This window comes from Neorhizobium petrolearium (assembly GCF_017873175.1).
GTDB lineage: Bacteria > Pseudomonadota > Alphaproteobacteria > Rhizobiales > Rhizobiaceae > Neorhizobium > Neorhizobium petrolearium.
In genome coordinates this window covers 1-21,565 of sequence record NZ_JAGGJW010000002.1, presented here as the reverse complement: position 1 = coordinate 21,565, position 21,565 = coordinate 1, and the positions used below count along the sequence as shown (strand labels likewise).

Genomic DNA, 21,565 nt, shown 5'->3' with positions numbered 1-21,565 from the left:
GCCCTAGCCCGGAAGGCTGATTTCTTGACCCTTACAGATACAACCGTGGCGACACGGCGCAATCGGCGCCGTGCTTCGTCCTTTGCGGCTTCCGTCCTGCGTTTTGCGGTGACCGTGGTCACGACCATATTCGGGCTGCTGCTCGTCACCTTCTTCATTGGCCGGGTCGTGCCCATCGACCCGGTGTTGGCGATTGTTGGCGACCGCGCTCCGGCCCACCTCTATGAACGGACCCGGATCGAGCTGGGCTTGAACCTGCCGCTCTATCAGCAGTTCTGGATCTATTCGAAACAGGCACTTTCCGGCGATCTGGGCACTTCAGTGCTGACCAGCAATCCGGTGCTGGAGGATATCAAGCGCGTCTTTCCCGCCACCATGGAGCTTGCAACGATCGGAACGCTGATCGGTGCAATTCTCGGCATACCGCTCGGCGTTCTTGCTGCCGTCAAGCGCGGCAGCGTCGCCGACCAGATCGTCCGCGTCATCGGCCTGATCGGCTATTCCGTGCCGATCTTCTGGCTCGGCCTCCTGGCGCTGGTGCTTTTTTACGCGCAACTACGGTGGGTGGCTTTTCCCGGCCGCGTGGATATCGTCTACGAATACAGTTTTTCGCCGCAGACCGGCTTTTACCTGCTGGATGCGGCCATGCAGGGCCAGTGGGACGTGGTGGGTGATCTCTTCCGCCACATCGCGCTGCCCGGAGCGCTGCTTGGCTATTTCTCGCTCGCCTATATCAGCCGCATGACCCGCTCCTTCATGCTGAACGAGCTTTCCCAGGAATATATCGTGGCGGCGCGGGCAAAGGGCCTTTCCGAGGCCCGCATCATCTGGTTCCATGCGTTGCGCAACGCCGCCGTGCCGCTGGTGACGGTGATCGCGCTTTCCTATGCCAATCTCCTGGAGGGGTCGGTTCTCACCGAAACCATTTTCTCCTGGCCGGGGCTCGGCCTCTACATCACCAATTCTCTGCAGAACGCCGACATGAATGCCGTGCTCGGCGGCACGCTGGTGATCGGGTCCGTTTTCGTCGGCATCAACATCTTCTCCGATCTTCTCTATCGGACACTGGACCCGAGGACCCGCAGCCGATGAGTATTCCGGAAATCGCACTCAAACCCTATAGCCGCGCATGGTTGCTATCCGACCGACCGGCCTCGCGCCAGCAGGCGCGTCTCGGTCGCGCCTATATCATCTGGCGCCGCTTTGCCGAAAATCGCCTGGCGCTGGTGGGCCTGGGGATTCTGATCCTTCTGCTGGTGGTCGCAGCCCTTGCCGACGTGCTTGCGCCCTATGATCCGGTCGTCGGCGACCTGCGCAACGCGCGCCTCCTGCCTCCGGGCACGGCCGGCTATCTGCTCGGGACGGACGACCAGGGCCGCGACATCCTCTCGCGGCTGATCTACGGATCGCGGCTGACGCTGCTCGTCGTCGTGCTGGTGGCGATCATCGCCGCACCCATCGGCCTCATCGTCGGCACGGCTTCCGGTTATGCCGGCGGCTGGCTGGATGCGGTGCTGATGCGCATCACCGACATCTTCCTCGCCTTTCCGAAGCTCGTGCTCGCTCTGGCGCTGGTTGCTGCGCTCGGGCCGGGGATCGAGAACGCGATTCTGGCGATCGCCGTCACCTCCTGGCCACCCTATGCACGCATCGCCCGCGCCGAGACGCTGACCTTCCGCAACTCGGAATTCATTGCCGCGGTGAAGCTGATGGGGGCTTCGCCGCTTCGCATCATCATCCGGCATGTGATGCCGCTCTGCCTCTCGTCGCTGATCGTGCGCGTCACGCTCGATATGGCCGGCATCATCCTGACCGCTGCCGGCCTTGGCTTCCTCGGCCTTGGCGCGCAGCCGCCGCTGCCCGAATGGGGCGCGATGATCGCCTCCGGCCGCCGCTTCATTCTCGACCAGTGGTGGGTCGCCGCCATGCCGGGTGTCGCAATCCTCGTCGTCAGCCTCGGCTTCAACCTGCTCGGCGACGGGTTGCGCGATGCGCTCGATCCGAAGGAGGCGGGCCAATGACGAATGGACAGACCCCGCTTCTGACAGTCGAAGACCTGCGCGTGACGTTCCCGACCCGCACCGGTGAAGTACGCGCCGTGCGCGGCGTTTCCTTCACGCTTGGGAAAGAGCGGCTCGGCATCGTCGGCGAGTCCGGATCCGGCAAGTCGCAGACCGGCCGCGCCATCATGGGGCTCACACCGGCCCATGCGTCGATCACGGCCAGAAAGCTCGCTTTCTCCGGCCGCGATCTTCTTTCCATGCGCAAGGCCGAGCGGCGAGCGCTGCGCGGAAAGCGGATCGCGATGATCCTGCAGGATCCGAAATATTCGCTCAATCCGGTGATGACCATAGGTCGGCAGATCGTCGAGACGTTGAAGACACACGAGGATGTTTCGACGTCCGAGGCGAGGACACGTGCGCTTTCGATGCTGGAAGCCGTGCAGATCCGCGATCCGGAACGCGTCTTCGGCCTTTATCCGCATGAGGTCTCCGGCGGCATGGGCCAGCGCGCCATGATCGCCATGATGCTCGTCTGCGGTCCGGAGCTTCTGATTGCCGATGAGCCGACCTCGGCGCTCGACGTCACCGTGCAGCTCGAAGTGCTCTCCATCCTTGATAAACTGGTGGCGGAGCGCGGCATGGGGCTGATCCTGATCTCGCATGATCTCCGGCTCGTCTCTTCCTTCTGCAATCGCGTCATCGTCATGTACGCGGGGAAGATCGTCGAGGAACTGCCATCGGCCGATCTTGCCCATGCGCAGCATCCCTATACGCGCGGGCTTTTGAACTGCCTGCCGACCATCGGTTCGCACCGGCATCCGCTGCCTGTCCTCGACCGCAAGCCGGAGTGGGCGCTATGACTTCGGCCGTTTCCATCCGCGACATGGTCGTCACCTATGAGGATTTCGCAGCACTCGACCATGTCAGCTTCGATATCGGGTCCGGCGAATCCTTCGGCATCGTTGGTGAGTCCGGTTCCGGCAAGTCGACGCTGCTGCGTGCCATTTCCGGGCTCGCCTCCTTCGATCAGGGTACGCTTTCCGTCAATGGAAGGCCCTATTCCGGCCGGAGCCGGGACAAGGAGTTCTACCGCACCGTCCAGATGGTCTTTCAGGACCCCTACGGCTCGCTGCATCCGCGCCAGACGGTCGACCGCCTGCTGCTCGAACCGCTCCTGATCCACGGCTTCGACGATATCGAGACCCGCATCTCCCGGGCGCTGGACGAGGTCGGCTTGGGCTCCGGCTTCCGCTTCCGCTATTCACATCAGCTCTCCGGCGGGCAGCGGCAGCGCATAGCGATCGCCCGGGCGCTCATCCTGGAACCGAAGATCCTGCTTTTGGACGAGCCGACCTCGGCGCTCGATGCCTCGATCCAGGCGGAAATCTTAAACCTGCTCGAACAGGCGCGCCGCGACCGTGACCTCACCTTCATCATGGTCAGCCACGATCTGGGCGTCATCAGTCACATGTGCGAGCGGCTGGCGGTGATGAAGATGGGCAAAGTTGTCGAGACTTTGCCAGCAGCGGCTCTGGAAAAACGTGAATTTTCGGCGGAATATACGCGCCAGTTGCTCGTCGCCAGCGAAGGTTTCCGCCGCGGTTGAGGGGCGTCTCTATTTGTTTCCAAGCAATTCCGGACGGAAAACCGCGACACACTTTTCTGGAATTGCTGCAGCCGGCAGGATCGCATGCAGCTTCGCGCGCTTATGTATTTCGATGAACTGGTGCGCACGAACTCCATGCGAGCGGCGGCCGAAAACCTCAATGTCGCGGCGACTGCCGTCTCCCGGCAGATCGAGAACCTCGAGCATTATTTCGGGACCCCGCTCGTCGAACGCAGCAACCGCGGCATCAAGCTGACGGCGGCCGGCGAGCTTCTCGCCGCGCGGGCGGGACGGACGTTGCGCGAGCTTGAACACGTCCACCAGCTCATCGACGACCTGCAGGGGCTGCAGCGGGGCAGGGTGGTGATTTACGCCAATGGCGCGACGGTCGCGAACCTCATCGCCCCGGTGCTTGCGGAATTCAGTCTGCGCTATCCGAAGCTCCGGTTCGAGGTGGCGATCACCAGCGCCCGCGAGGCGGTCGAAGCGCTTGCTGCGGCCGAGGCCGATCTGGTCGTGACGCTCTTCGCGCCCAAGATTTCCGGCGTGAAGGTGCGCCTGCGCTCCGAGATCACCTATGACGCGATCATGGCGGCCGATCACCCGTCGGCGAATGCGAAGGAACTCACGCTCCGCGATCTCGTGCGGATGCCGCTCGCGCTGCCCGACAAGAGCTTTGGCGCGCGGCAGGCTTTCGAGGAGATCTTTTCCAGAGAAGGGCTGGAGCTCGATCCGGTTTTCGTGACCGGCTCTCTGGAGATGCTGAAGGAACTGGTGTTGCGGAAAGCGGCCGTCACGCTTCTGCCGGCGCTTGCCGTGCGCCGGGAGATCGAGGCGAGCCAGCTCGTCGCCGTGCCGATCGCCGCCGGCAAGGCGGTGCGCACGCCGATCGACCTCTGCGTCACGCCGGACCGGCAGCTTTCTTTCGCCGCAGGCAAGCTCGTCGATTTCATAGAGCGCTTCATGCGCGGCGCCGACATGCGCAAATCGGCACCCCTAAAAGCCACTGATCAAATATATTCTGTGTAGCGTTTTCGGCTACACAGGGAACACAAAATTCTACATTGTGTGTGCACCTGCGAAATGACACACTTCTGGCAATCGCGACCCCGCAGGTGCCGATCAGGCGGGTCGCTTACCAAAAAGGGGACGATGGATGGGCAGGATGACGTTTTGGGGCTCCGCCACGATTTTGAGAAGTGCCGCCTTCGGTCTTATGACGGCGGCGGGACTTTTTCTCACGCAGCACGGTGCTGAAGCCGCGCCGAAGACGGCGATCACCGTTGGCATGGCAATTGAGCCCGCTGGGCTTGACCCGACGATCGCTGCACCCGTGGCGATTGGCCAGGTGACTTGGCAGAACATTTTCGAGGGCCTCACGACGATCGACAAGGCCGGCAAGGTCCAGCCGCAACTCGCCGAAAGCTGGCAAATTTCCGAAGACGGGCTGACCTATACGTTCAAACTTCGCCAGGGTGTGAAATTCCACAACGGCGAGGCTTTCGATTCCTCGGTCGCGAAATTCTCGATCGATCGAGCCCGCGGCGCCGATTCCGTCAATCCGCAGAAGCGTTATTTTGCCTCGATCGACACGATCGAGACGCCGGACGCCTCCACGCTGGTACTGAAACTCAAGCAGCCGGCCGGCAGCCTGCTCTACTGGCTCGGCTGGCCCTCTTCCGTCATGGTCGAGCCGAAATCGGCCGCCGACAACAAGACGACGCCGATCGGCACCGGTCCGTTCAAGTTCTCGGGCTGGGCCAAGGGCTCGAAGGTCGATCTCGCCAAGAACCCGGACTATTGGAACCAGGCCGTTTCGGTGAAGCTCGATACCGCCGCCTTCCGCTTCATCAGCGATGCGCAGGCCCAGGCCGCAGCACTGAAGGCCGGCGACGTCGACGCCTTCCCGGAATTCGGCGCGCCGGAACTCATCAAGTCCTTCGAGGGCGACAAGCGGCTGGCGACCGTCATCGGCAATACTGAGCTGAAGGTCGTCGCCGGCATGAACAACACGCGCAAGCCCTTCGGCGACAAGAAGGTGCGCCAGGCCCTGATGATGGCCGTCGACCGGGCGACCGTCGTGGAAGGCGCCTGGTCCGGCTTCGGAACGCCGATCGGCAGCCACTACACGCCGAACGACCGCGGTTACAAGGATCTGACCGGCGTCTATTCCTATGACCCTGAAAAGGCCAAGGCATTGCTTGCGGAAGCGGGGTATCCGAACGGTTTCACCTTCACGATGAAGGCGCCGCAGATGGCCTATGCGCAGCGCACGTCGCAGGTACTGCAGGCGATGTTTGCCGAGATCGGCGTGACGATGAATATCGAGACGACGGAGTTTCCGGCGAAATGGGTGGCCGACGTCTTCAAGGCGGGTGATTACGACATGACCATCGTCGCGCATGCTGAGCCGATGGACATCGATATCTATGCCCGCGATCCCTATTACTTCAACTACAAGAACCCGGCCTTCAACGACGTGCTGAAAAAGGTCGAGGCGACCTCCGATCCGGCCGAGCAGGAGGCACTTTACGGCGAGGCGCAGACCATTCTCGCCAACGACGCGCCGGCGCTCTACCTCTTCGTCATGCCGAAGCTCGGCGTCTGGGACGCCAGGGTGAAGGGACTGTGGGAAAACGAGCCGATCCCGTCCAACGTTCTGACGGACGTGCATTGGGAAGAGTGATGAATGCTGTCCCTCACCCTAACCCTCTCCTCGTTGTGACGGGGAGAGGGGACGTGCCACGCGAACCGTTCGAGATTGAAGGTGCGGGCGCGGCATATCCCTTCTCCCCGCGTGCGGGAAGAAGGTGGCGGCAGCCGGATGAGGGGCGCGACTCATGATCTCCATCCTCATCCGCCGCATCCTCAGCCTCGTCATCACGTTGCTGGTCGTCTCGCTGCTCATCTTCACGGTGATGGACCTGCTTCCCGGCGATCCGGCGGCGATCATGCTCGGTACCTCGGCAAGCCCGGATACGCTTGCGGCGCTCAGGACCCAGCTCGGGCTCGACCAGCCGCTGCCGGTGCGCTACCTCGCCTGGCTTGCCGGCGTGTTCCGGGGCGATCTCGGTCAGTCCTATACCTATGGCGTGCCGGTTGCCGGCCTGATCGCCGAACGGCTGGCGGTCACCATTCCGCTGGCGCTGATGGCGATCGTCCTCTCCGTTCTCGTCGCTGTCCCGCTCGGCGTGCAGGCGGCGCGAAAGCACAATGGCGTCTTCGATTTCGTCGCCGGCTTGCTTTCCTACATCAGCATCGCCGTTCCCGCCTTCTGGGTCGGGTTGCTGCTGATCATCCTCTTCTCCACCACGCTGGGTCTGATGCCGGCCGGCGGTTTCCCCGGCTGGGATGCCGGGTTTTTTGCCGGATTGAACGCGTTGCTGATGCCGGCGGTGGCGCTCGCCCTGCCGCAGGCGGGTGTCTTGACCCGTGTGGCGCGCGCCGCGGTACTCGAAGTGATGAACGAGGATTTTGTCCGTACCGCCCGCGCCAAGGGCCTGAGCGAAGGCATTGCCATCTGGCGGCATGCGGTGCCAAACGCGATGGTGCCGGTGGTCACCATGCTCGGCCTGCAATTCACCTTCCTGATCGCCGGCGCGGTGCTGGTCGAAAACGTCTTCAACCTGCCGGGCCTCGGACGGCTTGCCTATCAGGCGCTGTCCCAGCGCGACATCGTCGTCATGCAGGATGTCGTGCTGTTCTTCTCCGGTCTCGTCATCCTCATGAATTTCCTCGTCGACCTCGCCTATCTCCTGATCGACCCGCGCCTGAGGGCGGGTGCGCAATGACACGTGTTCTTCGCCGTCCCGTTTTCCTCATCGGGCTCGTCATCACGCTGGCGCTGTTTGCGGTCGCACTGCTGTCTCTCGTCTGGACGCCGTTTCCGCCGACCCGCATGCAGATCGTCCAGAGGCTCAAGGCGCCGCTCGAATTCGGCCTCCTCGGCACCGACCAGTTCGGCCGCGACGTCGCCTCCATGCTGATGGTCGGCGCCTGGAATTCGCTGTCGACCTCCATCCTTGCGGTGCTTATCGGCGCGAGCGTCGGCACGGCTGTCGGCGTAATCGTCGCCATGCGGCGCGGTCTCCTAGAGCTCGTCGTCATGCGCGGCTGCGACATCGTCTTCGCCGTACCGCCGATCCTGTCGGCGATGATGCTCGGCGCCTTCATCGGCTCCGGCCGGTTCACCGCGATCATTGCGATCGCCGTCTTCATGGTGCCGGTCTTCGCGCGGCTCACCCTCAGCGCCGCGCTGCAGATATGGACCCGCGACTATGTGACGGCGGCGATCGGTATGGGCCGACCGAAGGCCAGGATCACGCTCGCGCATGTGCTTCCGAACATATCGAACCAGATCATCGTTCAGGTGACGATCCAGCTCGGTCTTGCGATCCTCACCGAGGCGGGTCTTTCCTTCCTCGGTCTCGGCATGCCGCCGCCAGCACCGACCTGGGGGCGGATGCTCGCCGACAGCCAGACCTTTCTCGGCCAAGCGCCCTGGCTGGCGCTGATGCCGGGGCTTGCGATCGCGCTTGCCGTTCTCGGTCTCAACATGCTGGGCGACGGCCTGCGTGACCTGCTCGATCCCCGCGACAATTCCTGATTTCGAACGCAAAGATATTCCGATGAACGACCTTCTGAAACTGACCATCCGCGAGATTGCAAGCCTCTACGCCGCCAGGAAACTCTCGCCGTCCGAATACTGGCTGGCGGTTGAGGCGCGCGTTGCGGCCTTCGAGCAGCATGTGCAGGCGCTCTATCTCTACGATCCGGAAAACGCGCGTGAGCAGGCTGCGGCCTCCACCGCGCGCTGGATGAAGGGTAAGACGCTCGGGCCTCTCGACGGCATTCCGGTGACACTGAAGGAACTGATCGCCACGAAAGGCCAGCCGGTGCCGCTCGGGACCGCGGCGGTGGAGCTCGTGCCGGCGGCGGAGGATGCTCCGATCGCCGCGCGCATGAGGGAGGATGGCGCGGTGATCTTCGCCAAGACGACATGCCCCGATTACGGTATGCTCTCTTCCGGCCTTTCGAGCTTCCATCACCTGAGCCGCAATCCCTGGGACCTGACGCAGAACCCCGGCGGATCGAGCGCCGGCGCGGCCGCAGCCGGGGCGGCCGGTTTCGGGCCGCTCCATATCGGCACGGATATCGGCGGTTCGGTGCGCCTGCCGGCCGGCTGGACCGGGCTTTTCGGCTTCAAACCCAGCCAGGGCCGCATTCCGGTCGATCCCTATTATGTTGGACGCTGCGCTGGTCCCATGACCCGCACGGTGGAGGACGCGGCAATCTCCATGGCGACGCTGTCGCGCCCGGACTGGCGCGACGGCACGTCGCTACCGCCCAACGATTTCGACTGGCTCGATTCCGCCATCGATGTGAAGGGCATGAAGATTGGCCTGATGCTCGATGCCGGGGTTGGCCTGGCCGTCGACGAGGATGTCCGCGAGGCGGTCATTGCCGCGGCGAAGCGCTTCGAGGAGGCGGGTGCGATCGTCGTTCCGGTCGGGCCGGTCATCACCCGCCAGATGCTGGACGGCCTCGACAATTTCTGGCGCGCCCGTTTCTGGGGCGATATCGAGAAAATGCCGGAAGAGCGGCGGGCGCTGATTCTGCCCTATATCTACGAATGGGCGAAGGGCGGTGCGCATGTCTCCGGCGTCGAGGCGGTGCGCGGCTTCAACCAGACGATCGAGATGCGCAAGACCTGCGGAAAGCTGTTCACCACCGTCGATGCGGTGATCTCGCCCACCAATCCGATCGTCTCCTATCCGGCGGAATGGGCCTCCCCCACCAACGATCCGGCGCTGCCCTTCGAGCATATCGGTTTCACCGTGCCGTGGAACATGTCGGAACAGCCAGCCTCGTCCATCAATTGCGGCTTCTCGAAATCCGGCATGCCGATCGGGCTGCAGATCGTCGGCCCGCGCTATGACGACCTCTTCGTGCTCAAGCTGTCGCGTGCCTTCGAGCAATGGACGGGCGGTATCAGCCAATGGCCAGAGCCGCCGACGGCAGTCCTATAGTCTCTTTCTCGTCTTTCGGCCTTTCGTCTCCGGACGATATCGCGGAACAATCACGCCTTTGCTGCGTTCAATTCCCGCAACCTGTTTGCAGGTCTGCGCGCTCGCCATGCGCTTGTCGAGGAGGTTGAAGATGAGAGGCATATCCCTGTGGCCTTGGGTATTCCGAGCCCTTGATCGACGTCTCGCCGTCCGCGTCATTTGATTTTCCGCAAAGCCGGCCGTCTGCCTGCATGCTTCAAAAGAACAGATAAACCCAGGAGATCGATATGCCCACTGCCAATCCGACCAGTGAATTCGCCCGCGGCGGTAACGGCCAGAACTCGGCCTCATCGAAGGAGATCGAAGCTCAGCTCCAGCAGTTGCGCGAGGATATCGCCTCTCTCGCCAAGACCGTGGCTGCCGTAGGAAACGAAAAGGCCAGTGAATACAAAGGCAAGGCCCGCCGCGCCGCGCATGAGGCCGCTGATGCGTCGATGCACATGGTGGAAGCTGCGCGCGAGCAGGCCGTCTCGCTGGAGCGAGACCTGGAGCGCCAGATCCGCACGAACCCTATCCAGTCCGTCGCCATCGCCGCAGGCGTGGGTTTCCTGTTCGCGCTGATGATGCGGCGCTCATGATGGCAGGATTAGGCCCCCTTTTGGCCTCGCTCGTCGCGATGGATGTCGCGGCGTTCGCGCGTCGGCTCAAGCGAAACGCGATCCTCTACGCCTTCATGCTGGTCTTCCTGCTGACGGCCTATGTGCTGGCAGTCGCCGCGCTCGCCGTCTATCTTGGCCAGATGTGGGGATTGCCGATGGCATTGCTTGCCGTGGCGGGTGGGGCGCTCGTCCTGGCGCTCATCGTTCTCCTCTGGGTGATGATGGAAAACCGGGCCGAAGAGCGGCGCAAGCGCGAGGCCGCGGCGGCAAGCAGCAACAAGGCGCTGATGGTGACCGCGGCGATCTCGGCTCTGCCGCTCGTCATGAAATCGCGGCCGCTCCTGCTTGTCGGGATTGCGGCTGGGCTCGGATTCCTGCTTACCCGCAACATGGGGGCGGCGAGCCGCGATGCGGACGAACCTGCCGAATGATCTTAAAGCGTGTCGCGATCTCCCAGATTCATCCGGCACGCTTTAAGTTCTTGTTTTCACACATGTCGCTATCGCAAAAACGCTGCACACTTTGGCGCGACATGCTCTAGATGAATGGCCGCTTGTCCTCCTTGGGCGGCCGCCATTCCGCGACATGATAGAGCCTTTCCGTGTCAAGCACCTCGCAGCCGCGATCGAGCCAGCGGATGAGCCCTTGCTGGACCAGTCTGCGCAGCGTCTTGTTCGTGTGGACAAGCGAGAAGCCGAGCGTGTCGGCTACGTGCTGTTGCGTCAACGGCAAGATGAAGGGTTTGTCAGCCGGCGCAGCGGCGACCGATTTTACCCGCGCATCGAGAAATGCGAAGAGATAGGCCGCACGCTCGCGGGCGCTGCGGCGGCCTATGCTGAGAAGATGTTCATCAAGCATGGATTCTTCCCGAGCAGCCAGCCAGGTAATGTCGTAGGCAAGCGAGGGGTGATGGCGGAAGAGCTTCGGAAGCTTGTCCCGCTCGAAGATGCAGAGCGTCATCCGCGTTAGCGCCTCGATAGAGTGCTGCATCTCTTCCATGAGGTGGCCCTGCAGTCCGATCAGATCGCCTGGCAGCACGTAATTGAGGATCTGACGGCGCCCATCCTCCAGGATCTTATATCGGAAACCCCAGCCGGACAGCACGGTATAGAGCTGCGGGTTGCGTTCTCCCTCCACCATGATCGACATACCCTGGGCGGCGGACAATTCACCTGTCTTGAAGTCATGCACGAAGCCAAGTTCCTCCGAGGAGAAATCACGAAAGCTCCGACATTGGCGCAGAGGGCACTGATCGCAGCTAACGCGCGGAAGAATGGCGGGTGTGGACGTGGCCATGGGACTCCATGAAGACAGGGCGGATGAACCATAGCTTGGCGTTTTCTTCCCGTCTGTATCTTTTTTAAATGACGCGCTCTTCGTTCAATGATCTAGGGCGTTTTTGCACTCGAATGAGGGCGACGCTTTTGCGAATTCTTATCATTGATTTGGAATATCTCGTTGCTATGGGCGCTGAACGCATTCTCAGCAGTGCGATGACCTGTGAAATTCAAATTGCCATGCCACGTGATTACCCGCCGGTTCTGGAAGGCCGCAATTTCGATGTCGTTCTGGCCGATTCCAGCCTTGGGCAAAATCCCGACGAGGCGCACCGGCTGCGCGCAAGCGGCGCCGGCATCGTGTTTTCCACTTTGGTGGACGAGGAACTGGCCGGGCTTCCAACCTGGCCCAGTACTGCCGTCGTGGCAAAGCCCTTCGACGAACAGCAATTGGTCGAGGCTGTGAGGAATGCCGCTCGGGTGAACGGCATTTTGGAATGATAGAGCCTAGCTACCGAAAGCGCGGGCCGTGATCGCGGCATCGCCGGGATCGGGGCCATAATCGCCTTCGCCGGAAACCCCCAAAAGTTCCTGGAGGCGGCTGCGAGCACGTGAAACGCGGCTCTTGATCGTGCCGACGGCGCAGCCGCAGATTGCAGCGGCCTCCTCATAGGCGAAGCCTGCAGCGCCTACGAGAATGATTGCCTCGCGCTGGTCGTCCGGCAGCTTGTCGAGCGCCTTGCGGAAGTCCTGCAGATCGAGCCGGCCGTATTGTTCGGGATGCACCGAGAAGCGTTCGCTGAACAGGCCGTCGCTATCCTGCACTTCGCGACCGCGCTTGCGCATCTGACTGTAGAATTCGTTGCGTAGAATGGTGAACAGCCAGGCGCGCATGTTCGTGCCGGCCGTGAAGCTCGACTGGTTGGCCCAGGCCTTCATGATCGTATCCTGCACGAGATCGTCTGCCTTGTCGTGCCGGCCTGTCAGAGATACTGCAAAAGCGCGCAAATTGGGCAGCGATGCAAGAAGGTCGCGCTTAAAGCCGCGATCGTCGCTCTCTTTCTCTCCGCTCATTTTACATTCACCGGCTTTGCGCTCTTCTCGGCCTGTTCAAGACGTTCCAACAGTTCGAGAAAACGATCCGGAATCCCTTCTTCCTGCACTGCATCGTAGAATTCACGCAGCTTTCGAGAAATGGATGCGTTCGGAGGTACCGCTCCAGGTCTGACTTCTTGGGATTGAATTGTTGTCATCTCGTCTTTTTTTCTGTTGTCGTCTTCGTCACTCATCACGCAGGCCTGTTACGATATTGCTGGGCGGAAAATTCACGATAGTAAAAAAAGTTCCCATCTTGCGGAACTTTTTTTGCATGGTCACGTTCATAACAGGTCAATTGCCGCTGGGCATCAGGGGAGATTTTGTATGTCACTAACTACACGCGTTGCGACCCACCTTCCATATTTGCGCCGATATGCACGCGCCGTCACCGGGTCGCAGACCTCGGGAGACGCCTATGTTGCTGCGGTCCTGGAAGCGTTGATCGCAGACGTTTCGATATTCCCGGAAACGTCCAAGGACCGTGTTTCGCTTTATAAACTCTTCGTCACGATTTTTGGTTCCACGAATATAGATATCCGACCGATGGAATCGCCATTCGCATGGGAGCAGCGCGCAGCCGCCAATCTGGCTACCTTGCCTTCGCAGGCGCGGCATGCCTTCCTGCTGATCTCGGTGGAGGGATTTACGGTAGAAGAAGCCGCGGAAGTCCTGGACGTCAGTGTCGCGGAGGTAAACCGCCTGCTCGAGGAAGCGACCCGCGAAATCTCGCGTCAGGTCGCGACAGATATCATGATCATAGAGGACGAACCGCTGATCGCGCTCGATATCGAGCAGATGGTGCAGGATCTCGGCCATCGTGTCGTCGGCATCGCACGCACGCACAGGGAGGCCGTCTCGCTCTTCCAGTCGTCGCATCCGAAGATGGTGCTGGCCGATATCCAGCTTGCCGACGGCAGTTCCGGCATCGACGCCGTCAATGAGATCCTGAAATCCTCCAGCGTGCCGGTGATCTTCATCACCGCCTTCCCGGAACGGCTTTTGACCGGCGAACGTCCGGAACCCGCCTTCCTCGTCACCAAGCCGTTCAATCCAGACATGGTGAAGGCGCTGATCAGCCAGGCCTTGTTCTTCAACGAGGCAGTCAAGGCGGCTGCCTGATTCATCTCTGCAGAAGCGGTCGGGAACGAATGCAACAGGATGGCGTTTGGCATGCATCCGAGAAGGAGGAAAATATGCGATATTATGCTCCGTCGTGTTCCTGCTCCTGGCTGCTGCGGCCAGCTTCGATGGAGCTGCAGGTGCGTGGGCAATATCGCCCAGGTTCTGTTCTTTCTGTTCCCACCTATGCTGATGCCCTGTCGGGTTGTTCCAGCATCTGTGACAATCTATAAATGACAAGAGATCATAAATCGGGCGTCTCTTCAGCGGACGCCCGTTTTTTCCCGAAAGCCCGCAGAGGGAGTGAGAAATTGGTGCATCCCCTGACATGGCAGCAAGCTGGTCAGAGTGATGACAAGTTACGTGAATTTTTCATGCCCGCGCTCGTTGATCTGGGGGCGAGCGTGATCATCCAGGATTCTCAACGCAATTATCTCTTCGTTACCAATCTTCCGGACATCTGGGCCAACGAGCACTTTTCGACGCCGAGCGATCTCAGCCTGTTCGGCGAGGAGGTTGCAGCCAAGCTGAGCACCCTCAAGGAAGGGATCATCAAGCCAGGCAACAAGGGGCATATAGAGATCGCCGTCGGGACCGAGCAGATCTACGAGTTCCGGGTGCAGGCGGTGGAATTGGCGAGGGGCGGCGTTCATCTGGTCACGACCATCATCGACCGGTCCGAGGAACGGCATCGAGAGCGGCTGCTCAGGGCATTGCTCAGGGAGGTCAGCCACCGCTCCAAGAACCTGCTTGCGATCATCCAAAGCATCGCGCTGCAGACGGCCCGGTATTCCGGCTCGCTCGAACTTTTCCTGAACAAGTTCCGCGGCAGGCTTTATTCGCTCTCGCAATCGCAGGACCTGATCACCGATTCCAGCTGGCGGGGCGCCTATTTCTTCGAACTGGTACAGCAGCAGACGGAAAAATACCTGCCCGAAAACACGCACCTCGTGCGTGTGAATGGCGATAACGTGCTGCTTACGCCGAATGCTTCGCTTCATCTCGGCCTTGCCCTGCATGAGCTGATCGTCAATGCGGTGAGCCACGGTTCGTTGCTCCGCAGCGGCAGCGTCATCAATGTCACCTGCGCCCGCACCCAGCTCAACGGTCATGACGCGCTCGAAATCACCTGGGACGAGGCGCTGGAAATCAGCCGTAAATCCGATGAGGACGAAGAAGAGGCGCTCAAATCGCATTTCGGCAGCACGGTGCTGGAGCGCGTCGTGCCGGCCTCTGTCAACGGCAAGGCTCAATACGTCATTTCGCGTGACAGGATCCGCTATCAGTTGGTCTTCCCGCTGGAAAGCGGTGGGGATTGAAGCGAATAGGGAGTAGGGAATAGCGGATAGTCTTTGCGGCAGCTGGCCGGTATTCGTAACATAACGCTTCCTTCCATGGCCGCCCTTTGGTCTGCGAACCGGGGAATATTCATTCGCTATTCGCTATCCACCAAAACTGAGCTGGCCCGGTTCCGATGGACGGAGCCGAGCCAGTTCGTCTCTTCGAGGGGGATTGAAGAGTTTGTCCGAAGGCTTTTGTAGGGCGGGGGACGGGGGGGTCGCCTTCGAACACTGCTATAACGAGCCTTCTTGAAATAGGTTCCGAAGGTTCGAAAAAAAATTTTTAGTGCCTGTGGAGCCAGTCTTCCACTTCGCGATCGGCCTCTTCCTGTGCCTTGCCGTAGCGCTCCTGGATCTTTCCGGCGAGCTGTTTCCTGTTACCTGCGATCACGTCGAGGTCGTCGCCGGTCAGCTTGCCCCACTGGCTCTGGACCTTGCCCTTGAACTGCTCCCAATTGCCTTCAACCTGATTCCAGTTCATCTGGCTCATCTCCTTCTTTGTTCTTCGAGCGACATCCGCTCTCGGAATCAAACGACGCAGAGGCTTATGGGTTCCAGGGACAGCGGAGAGCAAAATGGCGGCCGGAGCCGCCATTTTCAAAACCTGGATAGGATCAGAGGCTTCAACGCTCAGTGTTTCAGGGCCCTCGGATCGAGCGCGTCGCGGATAGCATCACCCATATAGTTGACGCTGAGTACGGTGAGCGAAATCGCCAGACCCGGCCAGAGAACGCGCGACGGCGTCAATTGCAGGAAATTGGCGCCGTCGAAGAGCAGGCGGCCCCAGGTCGGGAAATCCGATGGAAAGCCGAGGCCCAGGAAGCTCAGCGCCGATTCCGTGATGATTGCGGAAGCGATGCCAAGCGTCGCCGAGACCATAATGGAGCTCAGGACGTTCGGCAGGATATGCTTGATGATGATCCGGAATTCCCGCATGCCGCTCGATTTCGCCGCCAGGATGAACTCCTGGCTTTTGACTGCGAGCACATCGCCGCGGACGATACGGGCGGTATGCATCCAGCTCGTGATCCCGATCACGAAGACGATCAGGATGAAGATGCCGGTCTCCGGGCCGAAGGTCGCGCGGAGCGTATCGCGGAAGAGCATCAGTATGACGAGCAGCAACGGCAGGAGCGGCAGCGCCAGGAAGAGGTCCGTGATGCGCATCAACGGCCCGTCGAGCCTGCGGAAATAACCGGAAAGCACGCCGACCAGCGTTCCGAGGAAGAGGGCAAGCAGCATGGCCGTCACGCCGACGGCGAGCGAGATGCGACCGCCGGCAAGCACCTGGGCAAGCATGTCCTTGCCGAGATTGTCGGTGCCGAAAGGATGAGCGAGCGACGGCCACTGGTTCTTGTCGCGGATGTTGATCGCATTCGGCGCCACCCGATGGATATACGGGCCGATGAAGACTGCGAGCAGGATGAAGACGAAAATCACCAGCCCGGCGACGCCGCCCCGATGGGCGCGGAACTGGTGCCAGATGTCGCCGAAGGCGGATCGGGCGGGCGTCTTCGTCTCGACGGGCTGTGTGGCTGTTATGGTCGCATCAGTCATAACGGATCCTCGGGTCAAGAATGCCGTAAAGCACGTCGGCGATGAGATTGAAGAGTACGATCAGCACGGCGAAAATGAAGGTCAGCGTTTGTACGAGCGGGATGTCGGCACCCTGCACGGCCGTGATCAGGAGCTGGCCCAGCCCGTTCACGCGAAAGATCTGCTCGGTGATGATGGCGCCCGAGAAGATCGTCGGTACCCCAAGGGCAATGACCGTGACGACCGGGATCAGACTGTTGCGCAGCACGTGGACGAGCAGGACCGTCTTTTCCTTGACGCCCTTGGCTCGCGCCGTGCGCACATAGTCCTGATGCAGGTTGTCCAGCATCGACGCTCGCACGAAACGCGTGATCTGGGCTGCGTTATAGAGCGCCAGGACCGCAACCGGCAGCGCCATCTGCTTCACCTGCGCGACGAAGGTCGAGAAGTCCGTGACCCTCAGGTTCGTGTCATAGACGGACGGAAACCATTGCAGGTAGGAGGAGAAGATGACGATGAGCAGCACACCTGTGAAGAAGGTCGGTACGGAATAACCCACCATCGCCAGGAAAGTGCCGATCTGGTCGAGGATCGAATATTGCCTATAGGCGGAGATGACGCCGATCGGAATGGCGATCAGCACGCCGAACAGATAGGCGAGACCAACAACCCAGAGCGTCTGCGGCAGGCGCTGGACGATCAGGTCGACCACCGGGCTTCGGGTCGCCCAGGACAGAACCCGCATGCGATCGCCGTCACCAACCTGCCAGCCGGTCAGGCTTTCAAAAATATTGAGCGGTTCGTTGACGAAGAATTGCTGCAGCCATTTCAGGTAGCGAATGGCGAAGGGCTGATCCAGGCCGAGCGAGGCGCGGATCTGTTCGCGGACCTCCGGCGGGATCGTCAGCGGCAGGTCACCGGTCGGATCGCTGGGCGCGAGGTCCAGCAGTGCGAAGATGACGAAGCTGATAATCAGCAGGGTCGGGATTGCGAAAAGCAATCGCCGCAAAGTGTATGTGAACATGGAAACCTCTCCGGACTAGCGCGGGAGAAAAATGCGGCCGCCGGGCCTGCTCCAAGCAGGCCCGGCGATCGTCATTACTTCTTGCGCGACCAGTCGGCGGCGTTCCACAGTTCGGAGTCCCAGGCGTTCATCTTCACGCCGTCAAGCGAAACCGAATGCGAGGAGACCTGACCGCGGTAGATGAGAGGAATGTGAGCACCTTCCTCGGTCAGCATGTCGTTTGCCTTTTTCGAAAGCTCGATCCGCTTTTCGATGTCGGCCGTCTTGGAGAGTTCGGCAACCAGCTTGTCGTATTCCGGGTTGCAGTAGCGGGGGATGTTCTGCCCCTGCCAGCCATTCTCCGGGCTCGGAACCTTGTCGCAGAGCCATTCCGCCAGGTACTTTTCCGGGTCAGTGCCGTCGAAGTTGTTGGTGTACATTTCGACGTCCGCATAGAACTTCTGGAAGGTGTCCGGGCTTGCCGGATCGCCACCGAAGAAGACCGAGGCGCTGACGTTGCGCAGTTCGGCGTCCACGCCGATCTGCGACCACATGTCCTTCACCAGCTCCTGCGTCGCCTGGCGGACCGAGTTCGTGGAGGTCGAGTAGAGGAACGACAGGCGCGCGCCGTCCTTGGCGCGGATGCCGTCCGGGCCCTTCTTCCAGCCGGCCTCGTCGAGCAGCTTGTTAGCGCCTTCGATATCCTGCGTCAGGCACCAGTCATTGGCTGTGGAGGCGTAGGCTTCCGGTCCGGGAACGATATTGCAGGTGGGACGGCCGGCCTCCCCATAACCCGCCTCATCGATGATGTTGCGGTCGATCGCCATGGAAAGAGCGCGACGGACGGCCGGATCCTTCAAAGCAGGATGTGGGCCTGCCTCCTTGGTGGAGCGCTTGTCGCCGAGCTTCGGGTCGGGGTTGTACCAGTTCAGGTTGATACGCTCGACCTGCGTGCCGAACGCCGTTACCAGCTCGCCCTTGCCGGCCTTCAGCATGGTGGCGAGAACCTCCGGCTCGACCTGCATGTTCCAGCCGTAGTCGAACTCGCCGGTCTCCAGCACAGCGCGGGCGGCCGATGCGGCATCGCCGCCGCCCTTGAGGGTGACGGTCGCGAAGGCCGGCTTGGCCGGGTCGCGATAGTTCGGGTTCGCCGCATAAGTGATGACGTCGTTCGGCTTGAAATCCTTCACGACGAATGGGCCGGTGCCAATCGGGCCGAAGTTGGCCGAGGTGCAGCCCGGAGCCTTGGCGCCGACGCAGTTTTCGAACTGCTTCTTCTGGATCACCGGCGACTGAGCGCCGACGAACGCGCTATAGGGGTAGTATTTGGGCTCGCTGAAGGTGATCTTGACCGTGTGCGGATCGACTGCCTCCACGCTTGTCACACCTTCATACTGGGCTTTCTGGGCGCAGCCTCCATCCGGAGCGACGCAATATTTCCAGGTGAAGACGACATCGTCGGCTGTGAACGGAGTACCGTCGGACCATTTCACATCCGGCTTCAGCTTCCAGGTCATGCTCATCATGTCCTTGGAGACGCCGCCGTTTTCGACGGTCGGAATCTCCGTCACGAGCCACGGAGCAAGTTCACCCTTCTCGTCGTATCGGGCCAGCGGCTCGATGACCAGCGAGGACGAATAGACCTCTTTGGTGCCGCCGGAAAGATAGGGATTGAGGGTTGAGACCGCCTGCCAGAACAGAATCTTGAGGTCCCCGTCGGTACCGCGCTCCGCATGAGCGGCAGAGCCGGCGAAAGCAAGCGCGGCAACTGTGCCGGCCAGAAGGAGTTTGAGGTTTTTCATGCTGCTATTCCCCTTGAACATTCTTTTATGAGTTGTGTTTTGTGGCTCGCCGGTCATGCCGGCCTGCAACGCCACGAGATTGCGAAGTCATTTCCTAAAGCATTGACTTCGCATGATGTTTCTCTCTTCATCCTCCTCAAATGCTGGCTTAAGAACAGGTTGCATCGTGTCGCCTCAGGCGAACGTGACCAAATTTTGGGCCATCTAAGCATAGGCCTATTTTCCGTTCAAGCCGGAAAATTGAAGCTTGCAAAAACCCATCTTCGCGTCGCAATATCCGCCCCGGCCAGACCATAAACAGTTAAAAACACGATGGGGAATTACATGCCGGTTATCAATCGCGTCGCCGAAATGCAGGATCAGGTTGCCGAATGGCGGCGTCATCTGCACCAGAATCCGGAGCTGCTCTACGACGTTCACGAGACGTCCAAATTCGTCACCGAAAAGCTCAGATCCTTCGGCTGCGACATTGTCGAGGCCGGTATCGGCAAGACCGGGGTCGTCGGCATCATCAAAGGCAGCCAGGGCGAAGGCCCGGTGATCGGCTTCCGCGCCGACATGGATGCATTGCCGATCTTCGAGACGAGCGGCAAGCCCTGGGCTTCGAAGACGCCGGGTAAGGCGCATTCCTGCGGCCATGACGGCCATACCGCGATGCTGCTGGGGGCCGCGCAATATCTTGCCGAAACCCGGAATTTCAAAGGCTCGATCGCGGTGATCTTCCAGCCGGCGGAAGAGGGGGGCGCAGGCGCGCTGGCGATGATCAATGACGGCCTGATGGAAAAGTTCGGCATCGAGGAAGTCTACGGCATGCACAACGAACCGCGCCTGCCGGTCGGGCATTTTGCGATCGGCAAGGGCGGCGTCATGGCGGCCGCCGACACGTTCGAGATTACCGTCCACGGCCGCGGCAGCCACGCCGCGCAGCCGCATCTGTCCATCGATCCGGTACTTGTCTCCTCGCATATCGTACTGGCGCTGCAATCGCTCGTCTCGCGCGAGACAGACCCGCTGAAATCGCTCGTCGTCACGGTTGCGTCGATCCATGGCGGGGAGGCGAGCAACGTCATTCCGGCTTTCGTCAAGATGACCGGAACGGTGCGGACGCTGCTGCCGGAAACCCGCGATTTTGCGGAAAAGCGTCTCGCCGAAGTGGCACAGTCCACCGCAATCGCCCATGGCGCGACGGCCGACATCGTCTATAACCGCGGTTACCCCGTCACCTTCAACCATGACGACGAGACCGATTTCGCTGTCCAGGTCGCCGGAAAGGTTGCCGGTTCGAAGTCCGTGCATGTCGGCGTGCCGCCCCATATGGGCGCGGAAGACTTTTCCTACATGCTGGAGAAGCGACCCGGAGCCTTCATCTTCATCGGCAATGGCGAGACCGCCAGCCTTCACAACGCAGCTTATGACTTCAATGACGAGGCGATTCCCTATGGCGTCAGCTACTGGGTGACACTCGCCGAAACCGCGCTTGCCGCCTGATCCCGGTCAAAGGAGATTTCCATGCTGCTTTCGGGTAATTCGATGGAAGCGAGCGGCGGTTCGGTTACACCCGTCCTGTCGGTGAAGAACCTTTCCACGTCGTTTCGTGTGAACGATGAATGGCGCACGGTGGTGCGCAACATTTCCTTCGACGTGGCGCCGCGCGAGACGGTGGCGATCGTCGGGGAGAGCGGCTCCGGCAAGAGCGTCACCTCGCTGTCGATCATGCGGCTTCTGCCGAAGAATTCCAGCCGTATCGACGGCGAGGTATTTCTCAACGGCAGGGAACTCCTGTCCTTGCCGGAGGAACAGATGCGCCAGGTGCGCGGCAACGAGATCTCGATGATCTTCCAGGAGCCGATGACCTCGCTCAACCCGATCTTCCCGATCGGCAAGCAGATCGCCGAGGCGCTCACCGTCCACAAGGACATCACCAAGGCAGACGCCAAGGCGGAGGTGGTGCGGCTCCTCGAAAAGGTGCGCATCCCCAATGCCAAAAGCCGCTACGACGAATATCCGCACCAGTTCTCCGGCGGCATGCGGCAGCGGGTGATGATCGCCATGGCGCTCGCCTCCAGGCCGAAGCTTCTGATCGCCGACGAGCCGACCACAGCGCTCGACGTGAC

General features: G+C 61.0%; 23 protein-coding genes. 16 read left to right on the top strand and 7 right to left on the bottom strand.

What is annotated here, in order from left to right:
- Positions 1 to 45 precede the first annotated feature (45 nt).
- The 11 genes from J2046_RS04120 (at position 46) to J2046_RS04070 (ending at position 10,707) form a co-directional block, all read left to right on the top strand.
- Positions 46 to 1,092 (top strand): ABC transporter permease, encoded by a 1,047-nt coding sequence (locus tag J2046_RS04120; protein WP_411828470.1) that lies wholly within the window; start codon positions 46 to 48, stop codon positions 1,090 to 1,092.
- On the top strand, positions 1,089 to 2,021 hold the full coding sequence (locus tag J2046_RS04115; RefSeq protein WP_210049807.1) for an ABC transporter permease: 933 nt from the start codon (positions 1,089 to 1,091) through the stop codon (positions 2,019 to 2,021). The genes J2046_RS04120 and J2046_RS04115 overlap by 4 nt, the downstream gene beginning before the upstream one ends.
- Positions 2,018 to 2,863: an ABC transporter ATP-binding protein gene (locus J2046_RS04110; protein WP_210049805.1), complete on the top strand. Its 846-nt coding sequence runs from the start codon at positions 2,018 to 2,020 to the stop codon at positions 2,861 to 2,863. The genes J2046_RS04115 and J2046_RS04110 overlap by 4 nt, the downstream gene beginning before the upstream one ends.
- Positions 2,860 to 3,609 carry an ABC transporter ATP-binding protein gene (locus tag J2046_RS04105; protein WP_210049803.1) on the top strand — a complete coding sequence of 250 codons (750 nt, stop codon included), beginning with the start codon at positions 2,860 to 2,862 and terminating at the stop codon, positions 3,607 to 3,609. Before J2046_RS04110 ends, J2046_RS04105 begins: the two co-directional genes overlap by 4 nt.
- Before the next feature lie 84 nt (positions 3,610 to 3,693).
- Positions 3,694 to 4,638 (top strand): LysR family transcriptional regulator, encoded by a 945-nt coding sequence (locus J2046_RS04100; RefSeq protein ID WP_210049802.1) that lies wholly within the window; start codon positions 3,694 to 3,696, stop codon positions 4,636 to 4,638.
- Positions 4,639 to 4,765: 127 nt separating this feature from the next.
- Entirely contained in the window at positions 4,766 to 6,295 is a 1,530-nt protein-coding gene (locus J2046_RS04095; protein WP_210049800.1) for an ABC transporter substrate-binding protein, read from the top strand.
- Between the two features lie 154 nt (positions 6,296 to 6,449).
- Complete coding sequence (locus J2046_RS04090) at positions 6,450 to 7,400, top strand: ABC transporter permease (RefSeq protein WP_210049798.1); 951 nt, start codon at positions 6,450 to 6,452, stop codon at positions 7,398 to 7,400.
- The gene (locus tag J2046_RS04085; protein ID WP_210049796.1) at positions 7,397 to 8,215 is read left to right on the top strand and encodes an ABC transporter permease; all 819 of its coding nucleotides are present in this window, start codon (positions 7,397 to 7,399) and stop codon (positions 8,213 to 8,215) included. Before J2046_RS04090 ends, J2046_RS04085 begins: the two co-directional genes overlap by 4 nt.
- 22 nt (positions 8,216 to 8,237) lie before the next feature.
- The gene (locus tag J2046_RS04080) at positions 8,238 to 9,638 is read left to right on the top strand and encodes an amidase (RefSeq protein ID WP_210049793.1); all 1,401 of its coding nucleotides are present in this window, start codon (positions 8,238 to 8,240) and stop codon (positions 9,636 to 9,638) included.
- A gap of 266 nt (positions 9,639 to 9,904) precedes the next feature.
- Complete coding sequence (locus J2046_RS04075; protein ID WP_037154624.1) at positions 9,905 to 10,255, top strand: ElaB/YgaM/YqjD family protein; 351 nt, start codon at positions 9,905 to 9,907, stop codon at positions 10,253 to 10,255.
- Entirely contained in the window at positions 10,252 to 10,707 is a 456-nt protein-coding gene (locus tag J2046_RS04070; protein ID WP_210049791.1) for a hypothetical protein, read from the top strand. The genes J2046_RS04075 and J2046_RS04070 overlap by 4 nt, the downstream gene beginning before the upstream one ends.
- A gap of 106 nt (positions 10,708 to 10,813) precedes the next feature.
- On the opposite strand, the gene J2046_RS04065 is transcribed toward J2046_RS04070, so the two are convergent.
- The gene (locus J2046_RS04065; protein ID WP_210049790.1) at positions 10,814 to 11,572 is read right to left on the bottom strand and encodes a Crp/Fnr family transcriptional regulator; all 759 of its coding nucleotides are present in this window, start codon (positions 11,570 to 11,572) and stop codon (positions 10,814 to 10,816) included.
- A 128-nt stretch (positions 11,573 to 11,700) separates the two neighbouring features.
- Between J2046_RS04065 and J2046_RS04060 the strand changes: the two genes are divergently transcribed.
- A complete protein-coding gene (locus tag J2046_RS04060) occupies positions 11,701 to 12,054 on the top strand; it encodes a response regulator (RefSeq protein ID WP_210049788.1) in 354 nt (117 codons plus the stop codon).
- A gap of 6 nt (positions 12,055 to 12,060) precedes the next feature.
- Here J2046_RS04060 and J2046_RS04055 read toward each other — a convergent pair whose 3' ends face one another.
- On the bottom strand, positions 12,061 to 12,627 hold the full coding sequence (locus J2046_RS04055) for an RNA polymerase sigma factor (RefSeq protein WP_210049786.1): 567 nt from the start codon (positions 12,625 to 12,627) through the stop codon (positions 12,061 to 12,063).
- Positions 12,624 to 12,806, bottom strand: a complete 183-nt coding sequence (locus J2046_RS04050) for a NepR family anti-sigma factor (protein ID WP_037154745.1) — start codon at positions 12,804 to 12,806, stop codon at positions 12,624 to 12,626. Before J2046_RS04050 ends, J2046_RS04055 begins: the two co-directional genes overlap by 4 nt.
- Before the next feature lie 169 nt (positions 12,807 to 12,975).
- Between J2046_RS04050 and J2046_RS04045 the strand changes: the two genes are divergently transcribed.
- The gene (locus tag J2046_RS04045; RefSeq protein ID WP_210049784.1) at positions 12,976 to 13,770 is read left to right on the top strand and encodes a response regulator; all 795 of its coding nucleotides are present in this window, start codon (positions 12,976 to 12,978) and stop codon (positions 13,768 to 13,770) included.
- 374 nt (positions 13,771 to 14,144) lie between these two features.
- Positions 14,145 to 15,089, top strand: a complete 945-nt coding sequence (locus J2046_RS04040) for a sensor histidine kinase (RefSeq protein ID WP_233469535.1) — start codon at positions 14,145 to 14,147, stop codon at positions 15,087 to 15,089.
- 304 nt (positions 15,090 to 15,393) lie between these two features.
- Here J2046_RS04040 and J2046_RS04035 read toward each other — a convergent pair whose 3' ends face one another.
- From J2046_RS04035 to J2046_RS04020, 4 genes are all read right to left on the bottom strand, one after another.
- Complete coding sequence (locus tag J2046_RS04035) at positions 15,394 to 15,591, bottom strand: CsbD family protein (RefSeq protein ID WP_037154602.1); 198 nt, start codon at positions 15,589 to 15,591, stop codon at positions 15,394 to 15,396.
- 149 nt (positions 15,592 to 15,740) lie between these two features.
- Positions 15,741 to 16,667, bottom strand: a complete 927-nt coding sequence (locus J2046_RS04030) for an ABC transporter permease (RefSeq protein WP_210049782.1) — start codon at positions 16,665 to 16,667, stop codon at positions 15,741 to 15,743.
- Positions 16,660 to 17,670, bottom strand: a complete 1,011-nt coding sequence (locus J2046_RS04025) for an ABC transporter permease (protein WP_210049780.1) — start codon at positions 17,668 to 17,670, stop codon at positions 16,660 to 16,662. Before J2046_RS04025 ends, J2046_RS04030 begins: the two co-directional genes overlap by 8 nt.
- A 74-nt stretch (positions 17,671 to 17,744) precedes the next feature.
- Positions 17,745 to 19,451 carry a peptide ABC transporter substrate-binding protein gene (locus J2046_RS04020; RefSeq protein ID WP_210049778.1) on the bottom strand — a complete coding sequence of 569 codons (1,707 nt, stop codon included), beginning with the start codon at positions 19,449 to 19,451 and terminating at the stop codon, positions 17,745 to 17,747.
- 324 nt (positions 19,452 to 19,775) lie between these two features.
- Here J2046_RS04020 and J2046_RS04015 point away from each other — a divergent pair, with 324 nt between their 5' ends.
- Positions 19,776 to 20,939 (top strand): M20 aminoacylase family protein, encoded by a 1,164-nt coding sequence (locus J2046_RS04015; protein ID WP_210049776.1) that lies wholly within the window; start codon positions 19,776 to 19,778, stop codon positions 20,937 to 20,939.
- 21 nt (positions 20,940 to 20,960) lie between these two features.
- The coding region (locus J2046_RS04010; RefSeq protein ID WP_210049774.1) for an ATP-binding cassette domain-containing protein at positions 20,961 to 21,565 on the top strand (605 nt) is incomplete at its 3' end.

What these genes read in the sequence shown, in the direction of transcription:
- J2046_RS04035 (WP_037154602.1), bottom strand. Translation starts at nt 15,591, where the DNA reads ATGAACTGGAATCAGGTTGAAGGCAATTGGGAGCAGTTCAAGGGCAAG.
- J2046_RS04015 (WP_210049776.1), top strand. Translation starts at nt 19,776, where the DNA reads ATGCCGGTTATCAATCGCGTCGCCGAAATGCAGGATCAGGTTGCCGAA.
- J2046_RS04110 (WP_210049805.1), top strand. Translation starts at nt 2,018, where the DNA reads ATGACGAATGGACAGACCCCGCTTCTGACAGTCGAAGACCTGCGCGTG.
- J2046_RS04070 (WP_210049791.1), top strand. Translation starts at nt 10,252, where the DNA reads ATGATGGCAGGATTAGGCCCCCTTTTGGCCTCGCTCGTCGCGATGGAT.
- J2046_RS04095 (WP_210049800.1), top strand. Translation starts at nt 4,766, where the DNA reads ATGGGCAGGATGACGTTTTGGGGCTCCGCCACGATTTTGAGAAGTGCC.
- J2046_RS04080 (WP_210049793.1), top strand. Translation starts at nt 8,238, where the DNA reads ATGAACGACCTTCTGAAACTGACCATCCGCGAGATTGCAAGCCTCTAC.
- J2046_RS04100 (WP_210049802.1), top strand. Translation starts at nt 3,694, where the DNA reads ATGCAGCTTCGCGCGCTTATGTATTTCGATGAACTGGTGCGCACGAAC.
- J2046_RS04045 (WP_210049784.1), top strand. Translation starts at nt 12,976, where the DNA reads ATGTCACTAACTACACGCGTTGCGACCCACCTTCCATATTTGCGCCGA.
- J2046_RS04055 (WP_210049786.1), bottom strand. Translation starts at nt 12,627, where the DNA reads ATGAGCGGAGAGAAAGAGAGCGACGATCGCGGCTTTAAGCGCGACCTT.
- J2046_RS04065 (WP_210049790.1), bottom strand. Translation starts at nt 11,572, where the DNA reads ATGGCCACGTCCACACCCGCCATTCTTCCGCGCGTTAGCTGCGATCAG.
- J2046_RS04025 (WP_210049780.1), bottom strand. Translation starts at nt 17,670, where the DNA reads ATGTTCACATACACTTTGCGGCGATTGCTTTTCGCAATCCCGACCCTG.
- J2046_RS04040 (WP_233469535.1), top strand. Translation starts at nt 14,145, where the DNA reads ATGCCCGCGCTCGTTGATCTGGGGGCGAGCGTGATCATCCAGGATTCT.
- J2046_RS04020 (WP_210049778.1), bottom strand. Translation starts at nt 19,451, where the DNA reads ATGAAAAACCTCAAACTCCTTCTGGCCGGCACAGTTGCCGCGCTTGCT.
- J2046_RS04115 (WP_210049807.1), top strand. Translation starts at nt 1,089, where the DNA reads ATGAGTATTCCGGAAATCGCACTCAAACCCTATAGCCGCGCATGGTTG.
- J2046_RS04050 (WP_037154745.1), bottom strand. Translation starts at nt 12,806, where the DNA reads ATGACAACAATTCAATCCCAAGAAGTCAGACCTGGAGCGGTACCTCCG.
- J2046_RS04030 (WP_210049782.1), bottom strand. Translation starts at nt 16,667, where the DNA reads ATGACTGATGCGACCATAACAGCCACACAGCCCGTCGAGACGAAGACG.
- J2046_RS04090 (WP_210049798.1), top strand. Translation starts at nt 6,450, where the DNA reads ATGATCTCCATCCTCATCCGCCGCATCCTCAGCCTCGTCATCACGTTG.
- J2046_RS04105 (WP_210049803.1), top strand. Translation starts at nt 2,860, where the DNA reads ATGACTTCGGCCGTTTCCATCCGCGACATGGTCGTCACCTATGAGGAT.
- J2046_RS04085 (WP_210049796.1), top strand. Translation starts at nt 7,397, where the DNA reads ATGACACGTGTTCTTCGCCGTCCCGTTTTCCTCATCGGGCTCGTCATC.
- J2046_RS04075 (WP_037154624.1), top strand. Translation starts at nt 9,905, where the DNA reads ATGCCCACTGCCAATCCGACCAGTGAATTCGCCCGCGGCGGTAACGGC.